We start from the raw sequence: 12,196 nt of genomic DNA, 5'->3' as shown, positions 1-12,196 counted from the left end.
TCCGCGCATCCACTGAACAAGAGCGTTAGCGAAAATTACTGCGTGACATACAGAATAGTCCGACAACGTCGGGCTAGCTGGTCTTACCCAGCACGTAGATGCGCATCCGCGCGCAACCCGGCAAAAAGTCCTGATGGCTGAGCAAACGGAAACCCGCCTGCCTGAACTCGCTCTCCACCTCGGTCTTGCTCGGTAACGGCCGGGCCGGAACGCCCTCGACGCCTGAATGCGCGCCCTTGAAAAGACCGTCGAGGCGCACCGCGACAATCACCGTATCGCGACTGACCCGGTAAAACTCGCTCAGCATCGCCAGACGATGTTCCGGGTTATGGAGGTGCTGAAACAGCTGCATGCAAAAAATGCAGTCAACCGCGTTCTCCGACAAGCCAATCGAGAACGCGGAGCTTTGAAAGGTCTTGACCCGTTTCAACAGGCTCTGCGGGTGATGTGTACGGGCATGATCGAGGATGTCTTGAGACGGATCCGTCGCGAGGATCACCCGATTTGCGTGCTCGGCCAGTACCGGCCAAAAACGCCCCACACCACAAGCCACATCAAGGATCAGGCCCGGCTCGCCGGCGACCTTGAGTGCCTTGCGCACCAAACGCTCCTCACGCCAGAGCGCCAGACGCCCGGCCAGACCCGGCGCTTGCGGCTGAAGGCAGACGCGCGCGTGCTCCTGGTCGTAGCGCCGGGCGATCTCAAGCTCGATGGCGGATGGAGGCTGAGCGGACATGTGCAATGGCTCTTGATAAAAGTTCTACAGGCCGCAAGTCGGCGGCCGCCGTGTGAAACAAAATCGGAGCACTCAATCTTTGGCCAACGCGCCGTCGACCACTGGACCACGACATCCGGCAAACATGTCCAGATCCTGGTTGTAGACCTTGCTGTTGACCTCCAGCAGCCCAAGCATCGAATGGAACAGGTTGTCCTGGCTCAGGGGCTTTTCACGACTCAGTTGCAGGCAGTGGGTATCTACTGCAAACGACTTCTTATAGCTGTCGGAGAACCAGGCAAACATGGCTACATGCTTTTGCTGCTCCGGTGCCAGCATGTAAGGCGTGCCGTGGAGGAACAAGTTGTATTCACCCAGGGACTCGCCGTGGTCCGACAGATACAGCATCGCGGTATCCACTTTGCCCTGGTTGCTGCGCAGCAGATCGATCAAGGTTGACAGCACATGGTCGGTATATACCAAGGTGTTGTCGTAGCCGTTGACGATACTTTCGCGGCTGCAATTGTTCAGGGCGTTACTCTCGCAAACCGGGGTGAAGCGTTCGAACTCTTTCGGATAACGCTTGAAGTACTCCGGACCGTGGCTGCCCATCTGGTGCAGTACCAACACCGTGTCCTTGTCCAGGGTATCGATGAAATGTTGCAGTCCTTGCAGCAGGATTTCGTCGCGGCATTCACTGTTGGCGCACAGCGCCGGATCTTTCAGATTGCTGACGTCCTGAATAGTGACGCGATCGCACGTACCTTTGCAGCCTGACTGGTTGTCACGCCAGATCACGTCGATACCCGCATGCTTGAGCACATCCAGCAGGCCTTCTTCGTTCTTTGCCTTGCTGGCGTTGTAGTCCTTGCGTCCCATATTGGAGAACATGCAAGGCACCGATACGGCTGTCTCAGTGCCGCAGGAGTGCACATCGGTGAAAGCGATCAGACCATCTTCCTTACTCAGTTTCGGAGTGGTGTCGCGGCTATAGCCAAGGATGCCGAAGTTCTCCGCCCGGGCACTTTCACCCACGACAAGAACCGTCAGGGATTTGCGCCCGTGAGTTTGCCAGGCCGGATTGCGCACGGCATCTTCACCGATTTTGACAAAGGGTTGCTGTGCCGTTGCTACTTTCTCGCGCAAGAAACCAACCGAGGCACCAATGTAGTTGCTTGGCACCACCATCAGGCGCAACTCGTGGTGATTGCGAAACAGCGAAGACAGGCCTTGATAGTTAACCAGTGCAACACCACCGATGACCGCTGCCGAGGCAAAAGTCACCAGAACTTTACTGAGTAGTTCACGGTGCCAACGGCGATAATCAATCGGTGTCTTCCACAACAGCCAAGACGGTAAAACGCCGAGCAGCACGATATAAACAAACAACTTGGGCGACAGTAAGTCGCGCACTTCCGTAGCATTGGTCTCAGCGAAGTTACGCAACATGCCGGTGTCGATCAGAACACCATACTGGCTCATGAAATACGCCACGCCCGCGCTGATCATGAACAGCAGGGTCAGGAGCGGCTTGAGCACCGGCCGGAATGCCAGCAGGGTCAGCACAATGTTGAACGCCGCGAAGATCATCGCCCCGAAGGCCACGCGCATGACGATGCCTTTGCCATCGGACGCGGTGATTTCGAACAGGTGCTGCCAGAGTACAAAATTGAAGCCAACTAACAAAAATGCGCTGGCAATCAGTGTCACCCATTCGGGGCGCACAGCTTTAATCTTAAGCATGAGATTCGGCGGGTCCTGAAAAAGTGTCTTCGGCAAATGTGAAAATTTCATTTACCGAGACAGCTCTGATTTTAGGTAGCCAACCATCAATTTTTTGTGAAAAAGAAGCCAACAATTAGTTGGCTTATAAAACCTGCCTGAAAGCCTGAAACCTCCAGACTATTTGAGAATGGTTCAGCCCGGGGCCGGCTTCGACTCAAGCCTGGTGCAAGTACCAACGCCAGTCCTGCTCTCCGACCTCACCCATGAACTGACGATATTCGGCGCGCTTCACCGCCAGGTAGACACCGAGGAACTCCCTGCCGAAGGCTTCCCTGGCCCAACTCGAACCTTCCAGCGATCGCAAGGTGGTCAGCCAGTCTGTCGGCAGCAATTTCGTGGCCTGGGCGTAGCCATTGCCTTCCACAGGCGCACCAGGGTCGAGTCGTTCGCGTATACCGCGATGAATACCGGCCAGAATCGCCGCAGCCGCCAGATAGGGGTTGGCATCTGCGCCACAAATCCGATGCTCGATGTGCCGGGAATACGCCGGCCCACCCGGTACGCGCAAACTCACGGTGCGGTTGTCCACGCCCCAGGTGGCCGCCAGTGGCGCATAACTGTTGGCCTGGAATCGACGGTAGGAGTTGGCGTTAGGGCAGAACAGCAACAGCGAATCGAGCAGGGTGCCAAGCATGCCTGCGACGGACTGTTTGAGCAGTGGCGTCCCATCCGGGGCTTCGCTGGCGAAGAGGTTGTTGCCGTCCTTGTCCGCCAGGCTGACGTGCATGTGCATTCCGGTGCCGGCCAGGTCATCGAAAGGTTTGGCCATGAAGCAGGCTGTCATGCCGTGCTTGTGTGCCACACCCTTGACCAAGCGCTTGTAGCGCACCGCTTCGTCCATCGCCTGTAATGCGTCGGTGCGGTGTTCGAGGGTGATTTCCACTTGCCCCGGCGCGTATTCGGAAATGGCCGTGCGCGCCGGAATCCCCTGGAGCTTGCAGGTGCTGTAGAGATCGGCCAGGAACGGCTCGATCTGTTCAAGCTCGCGCAAACCATAGACCTGCGTTGCGCGCGGACGCCCGCCATCGACATCCCGTGCCGGTTGAGGCCGGCCATTGCTGTCGCGTTGCTGATCCAGCAGGTAGAACTCCAGTTCCGCCGCCATGACCGGGTAATAGCCGTCAGCCTGTAAACCTTCGATGACTTTCGCCAGCAAATGGCGGGGATCGGCAATGGTGGCGGGCATTCCCTCTGTCGGGTGCATGCTGACCTGCACGGCCGCGGTCGGTATCAGACGCCACGGCATGCGCGTGAGGCTGCCGCTGATCGGGTAGGCCCGGCAGTCGATATCGCCGACATCCCAGACCAGCCCGGAGTTTTCCACATCATCGCCGTTGATGGTCAGCCCGAGGATGGTGCTCGGCAATGGTCGCCCGCTTTCATAAACCGCCAGCAACTCGTCACGATGCAGCAGCTTGCCGCGCGGCACACCGTTGTTGTCGAGGATGAACAGCTCGAACATTTCAATATCCGGGTTCTGCTCCAGAAAGGTCAGGGCTTCTTGCCTGGTGGCAAACGAGGTCGTGGCACAACTCATGGGAACTCTCTTTTTCCGTGTCAGGCGGGTACGCAAAAGCACCCGCACTTTAATCCCGGCATCAACCGGAACAGGTAGGGACTATCAGCGCAAAGAGCACGAATCCGGCGGGCGCGCATGGCGGCAATGCCACAGCGCCCAGAAGGCCAGTTCAGAAGGAAGTGCAGAGAGGTTTGGCGCGGTGGCGGGGGTGAATCGACGACCAAGGCTCGACGCTCGAGCGTCAGTGGATGCCTTGAAGTGGATTGCGACTGGCCAACCGTCCATAGAGAGAACCGCAGAAAACAGATGACCCGCAGCGTCACACGATGGGTTGAGTCGTTAAATCGGGATTTGAAGAACTTTGGATGTCGCCTGGCTAAACATTTGGCCGTTCAGTGGTGCCCCCCCTGTGGGAGCGAGCTTGCTCGCGATAGCGGAGTGTCGGTCAACAGACCCAGTGAAATTCATAGCCTCATCGCGAGCAAGCTCGCTCCCACAGGGGGTCTGCGTCGCAGTGACTTGTATTTAATTTCCAAATACTACGCCGGACTTTCTGATTTGCCGCCTCCATGCCTCACGCGTCTAATCGGAACCCTACTGTTCAAGGCCCGATCATGGAAAACACCCGAGCCACTTCCCGCCCTGCCCTCTGGTTCATGTTCAGCATTGTCCTGGTTGCCCTGAACCTGCGCCCATCCATGGCCGCTGTCGGACCTTTGCTCCCGGTGATTCGCGTCGACATCCCGCTAAGCTTCAGCCTGGCTTCACTGCTGACCATGTTGCCGGTCATGGCCATGGGACTGGCGATGTTTGTCGGCCTGCGCGTGAGCCAGCAACTCGGCGATCAGCGCACGGTGGTGTTCTCGTTGCTGATCATCGGCGTGTCCACGGTTTCGCGGTTGTTCCTTGATTCAGCAGCGGAGTTGATCCTCAGCGCGGTGCTGGCAGGTATCGGGATCGCCCTGATCCAGGCCCTGATGCCAGCGTTGATCAAATCCCGATTCAGCGACCACGTTGCCCTGAGCATGGGGCTCTACGTCACGTCGATCATGGGTGGTGCCGCCATTGCTGCGTCCTTTTCACCGCTGGTGATGCAGGGCACCGGCAGCTGGCGCATGGGTCTGGCGATCTGGGCCGTTCTCGCCGTGCTGGCATTGCTGTTCTGGGGCACCCAACGAGCGGGGATGCCGACACTGGATTCAAAGACATCCAGCAACGTTTCATTCTTCGCCAATTCCCGCGCATGGTTACTCGCGATCTTCTTTGGCCTGGGCACTGCGTCCTACACCTGTGTTCTGGCCTGGTTGGCGCCGTACTACGTGGAAAAGGGCTGGAGCGAACAGCACGCCGGGTTGCTGCTCGGATTTCTGACCGCCATGGAAGTGCTGTCAGGTCTGCTGACCCCCGTCATCGCCAATCGCAACCGCGATCGCCGCATCGTGCTGATGGTATTGCTGACGCTCATCATCGCCGGCTTCAGCGGACTGATTCTGAGCCCGCAGCATTTGAGCCTGATTTGGCCATGCCTGCTGGGGCTGGGCATTGGCGGCCTGTTCCCTATGAGCCTGATTGTATCGCTGGATCACCTGGACAATCCCTTGCGCGCCGGTGGCCTGACCGCGTTCGTTCAAGGCATCGGCTACCTGATTGCCGGCCTGTCGCCGCTGCTGGCCGGGATAATCCGCGACCAGCTCGGCAGCTTCGAATGGGCCTGGTGGTCGCTGACGGCAGTCATGGTGCTGATGATGTTGATGGTCTTGCGCTTCAACCCAAGGCATTACACCCGCCACATCCATTGATCCGGAGCCAGCCATGAAAACCACCGGTTTTGCCGCCGCTCACGCCAGCATGCTGCTTTGGGCCTTGTTGATCGCCGCGTCGTTTTCCGCAGCGGCGCAAGTCAGCCAGGCCATCGACCCGATCCTGCTGACCGGTTTGCGCCTGCTGTTTTGCGCCGTGGTGTTTCTGCCGCTGTTGCTGCTCAAAGGCGATGCCGTCATGACCGCCCGTGGGCTGCTCGGTCACGCGGTGCTCGGCCTGCTGCTCGCGCTGTACTTCGGTTCGCTGTTCGAAGCATTGCGCTACACCACGGCCGTCAACACCGGGACGATGTTCACACTGGTGCCGCTGATGACCCTGGGTTTCGAAGCCGTGCTGACACCTGACAGCCGCCTGAGACAACGGATTGTGCCGATGCTGCTCGCCGCAGCCGGGGCAGTGTTACTGATCATGAAAGGCACCGGCCCCGGCGAGTTGCCATCGCCGTATGCTTTGACGGTGTACGGCATCGGTTGCCTGGCGATGGCGCTCTACGCCCCCCTCAGCCAACGCCTGAAAACCAATAGCCTGAAGGGGCGCGGGCCGGTGCCCATGACGTTCTGGAACATGCTGTTCGGTGCATTGTTTCTACTGGTGCTCTGTGGATTCAGTGGCGGTTGGCGCTCGGCATCATTACTGACGCTCAACGATATATATTGGCTGATGTACCTGGCAGTATTCGCCACCCTGGCGACGTTTTGGCTGCTGCATCGGGCCATCGGCGTGATCGCGCCGTCGTCGGTGATTTCCTACATCTACCTGAGCACGCTGTTCATCACCCTGTTTCACTGGCTATGGGGGCATCAGGTGCCGTTGCCGCTGGAAATGACCGGCGCGGTGCTGGTGGGCCTCGGCATGTTCGCGCTGTTGATGTCCAGCCGCCGCGCCGTGTCGGCGATGGTCCAGGGCTGAAAGGCCCTTGGGTGAAAATTCCTGCGAGGCATTCTCCCTGCTCGATCATTCCGCTAGGATCATTCGCCCACACTTGCACACGGTCAGTGCAAGGGGCGCAGCGAGACGCAAAGGATGCTGAACAGTAATTCGCTTAGAAAACTCGACATGCAGGACCTGATGGTGTTCGTCGCCGTGTACGAGCAAAACAGCGTCACCGGCGTATCCGAGACGCTTTGCGTCAGCCAGTCCACGGTGAGTTACTGCCTGAAAAAACTGCGCACCTGTTTCGAGGACGAACTGTTCATCAATACCCGCACCGGTGGCATGCAGCCCACCTGCAAGGCCGGCACGATGTACCCTCACGTGCTGAAAATCCTGGAAAGCATCAACCTGTGTCACGCCGGCTCACCGACGTTCGACCCGGGCCTGCAACCCGTGACTTTCAACATCTGCGCACCGGAATACTTCGAACTGTTGATTCTGCCGCGCCTGTTGAAAACCTTTGACCTCGCCGATCTTCCGGTGATGGTCAATGTGTTCAAACTCGAAGCCGATATCCCTGCCCAAGCGCTGCGCGACGGCAGCCTCGACCTGGTGATGTGCTTCGGCCCGAACTTTCATCGCAGCCACGTCGATTTCAAATCGATGACGTTGCTCGAAGACGATCTGGTCTGCGTTTTCGACAAGCGCGCCACGCCGGCGGAACCACGCTTGAGTCTGCAAACCTACGTCGAACGTCGACACGTGTTCCCGACACCCTGGACGTCCGCCACCAACATGGTCGACGGCTGGCTCGCGCAACAGGCAAGACAGCGCCAGATTATCGCGCGCGCCAACAGCTACAGCGCAGCGCTGAAGCTGATTACCGGCACCGACTATGCCCTGACCCTGCCCCGCCGTATCCAGCAACTACTGGCCAGCACAGATACCTTCAATCACTGCGAAGCACCCGAAGGCTTGCCGGGGTTCACTCTCGATATGCAGTGGAGCCAAGGCGTTGATCAGGACAGCGCCAACACCTGGCTACGAGAACAAGTGATCCAGGCCTGCGCCGAGCAGGAAACGGCCTGATATTCAGTTGCCGATGGCGGTCTTGCTGTAGGAATCGCGATCGATATCGAGAATTTCCACGCACAGCTGAACCTCAATACCGCTCGGCCATTCGCACAACTCCCGAACCACCTCCAGCAGGCTTTCAGACAGCTGCTGCTTGATCTGTGCGGAACGACCACTCAACAGTGCCAGCTTCACATGCACGAACGCCCGCTCAGCCAGTGCCGTGCCAATCTTGAACGTCTCGACCTTGACCGCGCGGCTCTTGATGTCGAATTCGGCAGCAAACTGACCGGAAGCCACCAGCGTATTGTTCAACCGCATCAATGCCACATCGGCATTCAGATCAGTCAGGTTGGCGGTGTATTCCATGTGCAGGTGAGGCATGAGTCGGTTCCTGTCAGTGGGTGGAAAGATCGTACATATAACACAGCGCCGCCCTGTTCATTCGGGCAGCGGCAAAACGGCACGCTCACTCATGAACGCCTCCAGGCGCGAACGTAACCAGCGCTCGGCGGGGTCGGTATCGACATGACTGAGCCAGACCATGGACAAATCCAGGGTGGGCGTCTTGATCGGAAAGGGTTCCTTGAACAGCATTCCCGATGCAGCCATCGCCTCGGCGGTGTAGTCCGGCAGGCTGGCAATCAGGTCCGTACCGGCGAGCAGGGCCGGCAATGCACTGTATTGCGGTACCGAGAGCACCACCTGGCGCGTGCGGCCGATTTCCGCCAGCCACTCGTCGGCGTAGCCGCTGACGTTGGCGGTATGGGACACCAGCACGTGCGGTCGCGCGCAATATTCATCGAGGGTCAGCAGTGTGTCTGAGGCATCGGCGCGCAAAATGCTGGGCTGGATGTGTCGCAGCAACTTGCGCTTGGCATTGGCCGGCAAGCCACGAGTCTGGCTGATACCCACCGTGATATCGCCGGACGCCAGCAAGTCGGGAATCCGCCAGTAATCGACATGCTGCACCACAAACACCACGTTGGGCGCTTCCTGGCGCAAGGCTCGCAGCAATGGCGGCAACAGCCCGAACTCGACATCGTCGGACAACCCGATGCGGAACGTCATCGTGCTGCTGGCCGGGTCAAAATCATGGGTCAGGCTCAAGGCCACGGACAGGGAGTCCAGCGCCGGCGACAGGTGCTTGATGATTTCCTCTGCCCGCGCTGTCGGCTCCATGCGATGACCAACGCGTATGAACAGCGGATCATTGAACATTGCACGCAAGCGGTTGAGGGCAGAGCTGATGGTCGGCTGACCGAGAAACAGCTTCTCCGCCACCCGAGTGACATTACGCTCAAGCATCAGCGTTTCGAATACCACCATCAGGTTGATATCCGCTTTGCGAAGTTCGTTGCGATTCATCCACTGCCCCCGATCCCCAAATCTGCTGACAGTTTAGGTAGCTGGTGCGACTGCCGTCTATCCAACTCAGGTTCAATAGCCTGACGCGGTTCACGTTTAAGCAACCGGATTTCTTTGATCGAGGTCTGTTCGCGGGCCCCTTGATCAGATGTCGGCAGCGATAGGCCACTGAAAAAGCTTCAGAAACAAAAAAGCCCCGTAACTTTTCAGCTACGGGGCTTTTTCTATGTAATGGCGGAGAGATAGGGATTCGAACCCTAGGTACCGGTGAAGGTACAACGGATTTCGAATCCGTCCCATTCGGCCACTCTGGCATCTCTCCAACGGCGCGCATCATAACAACACTTTCGCTGGAAGCGAACCCCCCAGGCGAAATATTTCTGTGCTTTCAGATGCTTGCGTCGATTAAAGCGGTACGCCCAGACGATTGGCAACTTCTTCATAGGCTTCGATGACATCACCGAGGCCCTGACGGAAGCGGTCCTTGTCCATTTTCTTGCCGGTGGCCTTGTCCCACAGACGGCAGCCGTCCGGGCTGAATTCGTCGCCCAGCACGATGGAGCCATCGTGGAACACGCCGAATTCCAGCTTGAAGTCGACCAGCAGCAGGCCGGCGTCGTCGAACAGTTTGCTCAGCACTTCGTTGACCTTGAGCGACAGTTCTTTCATGCGAACCAGTTGCTCGGCGGTGCCCCAGCCAAATGCCACGACGTGGGATTCGTTGATGAACGGGTCGCCCTTGGCGTCGTCCTTCAGGAACAGCTCGAAGGTGTAAGGGTTGAGCTTCATGCCCTCTTCGACACCCAGGCGCTTGACCAGGCTGCCAGCGGCATAGTTACGCACGACGCACTCGACCGGAATCATGTCGAGCTTTTTCACCAGGCATTCGTTGTCGCCCAGCAGCTTGTCGAATTGGGTCGGCACGCCAGCAGCTTCGAGCTTCTGCATGATGAAGGCGTTGAACTTGTTGTTCACCATGCCTTTGCGGTCGAGCTGTTCGATACGCTTGCCATCGAACGCCGAGGTGTCGTTGCGAAACAGCAGGATCAAACGGTTAGCGTCGTCGGTCTTGTAAACCGATTTGGCTTTGCCGCGGTAGAGTTCTTCACGTTTTTCCATGATGGGCTCCGCTTGCTAAGTAGATGGGCTAGGCGATGTGACGCCAGTCGAGCCCTGAATCTTGATCGGCCAGTTGCAGCCAGTCCGGGTCGCACCCTAGGGTGTCGACAAAACATTGCCGGGCTAGCTGCGGCAGGTTGTTCTTGCTGCTCAGATGGGCCAGGACCAGGTGTTGCAGGTCTTTCCAGCCCAGCTCGGCCACCAGGAATGCCGCCTGATGGTTATTCAGATGTCCCAGCTCACCGCCCACCCGCTGCTTGAGAAAGTACGGGTAATGACCGCGAGCCAGCATGTCACGACAGTGATTGGACTCGATCATCAACGCATCGAGGTCCCGATAGCCGTCCAGCACCTTGTCACAATACGAACCCAGGTCGGTCAACAGGCCGAAGCGCCGCTCACCGTCACTGAAAACATATTGCGTCGGTTCTTGTGCGTCGTGGGCCACGGCAATGACACCGATGCTCAAGTCGCCGATTTGCAACTGCTCGCCGCCGGCCAGAAAGCCTGCGGGTTCAATCGGTTTGCGCATCCCGCGCAAGGTCCCGCGACTGAGGTAGACAGGCAGATTGTAGCGCCGAGACAGCAAACCCACGCCATGCACGTGGTCGGCATGTTCGTGGGTCACGAGTATCGCGCTCAGCTGCGCAGGGTTCACACCCAGGCGCAGCAGGCGTTTTTCGGTTTCCCGCAGGGAGAAACCACAATCCACCAATACGTACGTATCAGCGCTGGCTATCAGCGTGCCGTTCCCTTGACTGCCGCTGCCGAGAACGGCAAAACGCATAGGATCAGCCCAGGTTGTCCTGAATCTTGCTCAACACTTTACGCGCCACGTCTGCCGGCGCCACGGTGTTGATGTTTTTCTCGACGGTGACCTGGACGTTCTCGCCAACCTTGCTCAGGCGAACCTGATAACGCTCGGCGCGGGCGTCAAGCTCTTCCTTGCTCGGCGCACTGCCGAACAGGCTGCTGAAAAAGCCTGGCTTGTCGTCTTTCTTCTCGGCTTTTTCGGCCAGGTTGATGTAGTACAGGCCCAGGCTGCGGTTGATGTCTTCAACACGCCATTCGCCTTGTTCCAGCGCACGACCGACGCTCGTCCAGGCACGATCCAGGTCGGTACCGACGTTCAGCACAGGGTTGCCGCTACCGTCTTCGCTCAGGCTGACACGACTTGGCGCGTCGAAATCACGCGATGCCAGCATGGAGACCGAACCGCCCTTCTCCGAGATACGGCTCATGCTCGCGAGCATGTCGTCGACCAGCGCCGCGTCCAGGCCAGTGTTGACCGAACGGTTGGTGAAGGCCACGTCAGCGGTGCTGCCGGCAGGACGCTCGGCGCTGACCACATAGACTTCACTGGTGTTGCGCTGCACGCCCGGCTCAATGCGCACCCGCACGCGGGTTTCGCTGTCTGTGCTGACACCGGCCGCGCTCAGGCGCTTGGCCATGGCCGCGGACAGTTCGTCGGAATGCTGCCAGGTCGTGGTGAATTCGCCGGTTTGTGGACGCTGTTCATCCAGACGGAAACCGTTGTCCTGGAAGAACTGAACAGCCACAGGCCAGACTTCAGCCGGCGGGTTCTGCGCCAGAATGGAGCTGGAGCCGCCGCTCTTCTGCAGAGAGTAGGCACTGGCGTCGGCACCCGCGGTCAGCGGCTGCGGGCGAGGTACGACGTATTCGCCCTTGACGGTGTCATCGGCCACGTTGCGCGGGATCGGCAACAGCGGATCCAGACGCTTGGCGGTACGGACATCCTGCGGTATTTGCATCGGTGCAGTCTGTTGCGCTTCCAGGTAGTCGCTACCACGGTCACGGAAATAACCTTCCGGGCCCCAGATCCATCCGCAGCCACTGGTGCTGGAGATAATCAAGGCAAGTGCGGAAAGTCCGGCCATTCGCTTCATGCGTTGTACTTCCTC

At 58.6% G+C, this 12,196-nt stretch carries 11 protein-coding genes and 1 tRNA gene; 3 read left to right on the top strand and 9 right to left on the bottom strand.

Going from position 1 to position 12,196, the window contains the following annotated elements; genetic code table 11:
* Positions 1-73 precede the first annotated feature (73 nt).
* The 3 genes from ACEN8Z_RS09605 to ACEN8Z_RS09595 form a co-directional block, all read right to left on the bottom strand.
* Positions 74-736, bottom strand: coding sequence for a class I SAM-dependent methyltransferase (locus ACEN8Z_RS09605; protein ID WP_007996189.1), 663 nt, complete (start codon positions 734-736; stop codon positions 74-76).
* Positions 737-808: 72 nt separating this feature from the next.
* Positions 809-2,458 (bottom strand): phosphoethanolamine transferase, encoded by a 1,650-nt coding sequence (locus ACEN8Z_RS09600; protein ID WP_033052206.1) that lies wholly within the window; start codon positions 2,456-2,458, stop codon positions 809-811.
* A 196-nt stretch (positions 2,459-2,654) separates the two neighbouring features.
* Positions 2,655-4,037, bottom strand: coding sequence for a glutamine synthetase family protein (locus ACEN8Z_RS09595; RefSeq protein WP_495597472.1), 1,383 nt, complete (start codon positions 4,035-4,037; stop codon positions 2,655-2,657).
* A 596-nt stretch (positions 4,038-4,633) separates the two neighbouring features.
* Between ACEN8Z_RS09595 and ACEN8Z_RS09590 the strand changes: the two genes are divergently transcribed.
* The 3 genes from ACEN8Z_RS09590 (at position 4,634) to ACEN8Z_RS09580 (ending at position 7,802) form a co-directional block, all read left to right on the top strand.
* The gene (locus ACEN8Z_RS09590; RefSeq protein ID WP_495597471.1) at positions 4,634-5,818 is read left to right on the top strand and encodes a cyanate transporter; all 1,185 of its coding nucleotides are present in this window, start codon (positions 4,634-4,636) and stop codon (positions 5,816-5,818) included.
* A 13-nt stretch (positions 5,819-5,831) separates the two neighbouring features.
* The gene (locus ACEN8Z_RS09585; protein ID WP_495597470.1) at positions 5,832-6,749 is read left to right on the top strand and encodes a DMT family transporter; all 918 of its coding nucleotides are present in this window, start codon (positions 5,832-5,834) and stop codon (positions 6,747-6,749) included.
* Positions 6,750-6,863: 114 nt separating this feature from the next.
* Positions 6,864-7,802 (top strand): LysR family transcriptional regulator, encoded by a 939-nt coding sequence (locus ACEN8Z_RS09580; RefSeq protein ID WP_495597469.1) that lies wholly within the window; start codon positions 6,864-6,866, stop codon positions 7,800-7,802.
* Positions 7,803-7,805: 3 nt separating this feature from the next.
* Here ACEN8Z_RS09580 and ACEN8Z_RS09575 read toward each other — a convergent pair whose 3' ends face one another.
* The 6 genes from ACEN8Z_RS09575 to bamC form a co-directional block, all read right to left on the bottom strand.
* Positions 7,806-8,171, bottom strand: coding sequence for a 5-carboxymethyl-2-hydroxymuconate Delta-isomerase (locus ACEN8Z_RS09575; protein ID WP_495597468.1), 366 nt, complete (start codon positions 8,169-8,171; stop codon positions 7,806-7,808).
* A gap of 57 nt (positions 8,172-8,228) precedes the next feature.
* Positions 8,229-9,155 (bottom strand): LysR substrate-binding domain-containing protein, encoded by a 927-nt coding sequence (locus ACEN8Z_RS09570; protein WP_007996200.1) that lies wholly within the window; start codon positions 9,153-9,155, stop codon positions 8,229-8,231.
* 232 nt (positions 9,156-9,387) lie between these two features.
* A tRNA-Ser gene (locus ACEN8Z_RS09565) sits at positions 9,388-9,477 on the bottom strand.
* Positions 9,478-9,560: 83 nt separating this feature from the next.
* On the bottom strand, positions 9,561-10,274 hold the full coding sequence (gene purC, locus ACEN8Z_RS09560) for a phosphoribosylaminoimidazolesuccinocarboxamide synthase (protein ID WP_007944067.1): 714 nt from the start codon (positions 10,272-10,274) through the stop codon (positions 9,561-9,563).
* 28 nt (positions 10,275-10,302) lie between these two features.
* Positions 10,303-11,061: an MBL fold metallo-hydrolase gene (locus tag ACEN8Z_RS09555; RefSeq protein WP_007984759.1), complete on the bottom strand. Its 759-nt coding sequence runs from the start codon at positions 11,059-11,061 to the stop codon at positions 10,303-10,305.
* A gap of 4 nt (positions 11,062-11,065) precedes the next feature.
* Positions 11,066-12,181: an NlpB/DapX family lipoprotein gene (gene bamC / locus ACEN8Z_RS09550; protein WP_495597467.1), complete on the bottom strand. Its 1,116-nt coding sequence runs from the start codon at positions 12,179-12,181 to the stop codon at positions 11,066-11,068.
* Between the last annotated feature and the right edge of the window lie 15 nt (positions 12,182-12,196).

The sequence above is a fragment of the Pseudomonas sp. Pseusp10 genome (genome assembly GCF_059492225.1).
The sequence above is the reverse complement of the archived record's forward strand: the minus strand, read 5'-3'. Positions and strand labels throughout refer to the sequence as shown.

What these genes read in the sequence shown, in the direction of transcription:
- ACEN8Z_RS09605 (WP_007996189.1), bottom strand. Translation starts at nt 736, where the DNA reads ATGTCCGCTCAGCCTCCATCCGCCATCGAGCTTGAGATCGCCCGGCGC.
- ACEN8Z_RS09600 (WP_033052206.1), bottom strand. Translation starts at nt 2,458, where the DNA reads ATGCTTAAGATTAAAGCTGTGCGCCCCGAATGGGTGACACTGATTGCC.
- ACEN8Z_RS09595 (WP_495597472.1), bottom strand. Translation starts at nt 4,037, where the DNA reads ATGAGTTGTGCCACGACCTCGTTTGCCACCAGGCAAGAAGCCCTGACC.
- ACEN8Z_RS09590 (WP_495597471.1), top strand. Translation starts at nt 4,634, where the DNA reads ATGGAAAACACCCGAGCCACTTCCCGCCCTGCCCTCTGGTTCATGTTC.
- ACEN8Z_RS09585 (WP_495597470.1), top strand. Translation starts at nt 5,832, where the DNA reads ATGAAAACCACCGGTTTTGCCGCCGCTCACGCCAGCATGCTGCTTTGG.
- ACEN8Z_RS09580 (WP_495597469.1), top strand. Translation starts at nt 6,864, where the DNA reads ATGCTGAACAGTAATTCGCTTAGAAAACTCGACATGCAGGACCTGATG.
- ACEN8Z_RS09575 (WP_495597468.1), bottom strand. Translation starts at nt 8,171, where the DNA reads ATGCCTCACCTGCACATGGAATACACCGCCAACCTGACTGATCTGAAT.
- ACEN8Z_RS09570 (WP_007996200.1), bottom strand. Translation starts at nt 9,155, where the DNA reads ATGAATCGCAACGAACTTCGCAAAGCGGATATCAACCTGATGGTGGTA.
- purC (WP_007944067.1), bottom strand. Translation starts at nt 10,274, where the DNA reads ATGGAAAAACGTGAAGAACTCTACCGCGGCAAAGCCAAATCGGTTTAC.
- ACEN8Z_RS09555 (WP_007984759.1), bottom strand. Translation starts at nt 11,061, where the DNA reads ATGCGTTTTGCCGTTCTCGGCAGCGGCAGTCAAGGGAACGGCACGCTG.
- bamC (WP_495597467.1), bottom strand. Translation starts at nt 12,181, where the DNA reads ATGAAGCGAATGGCCGGACTTTCCGCACTTGCCTTGATTATCTCCAGC.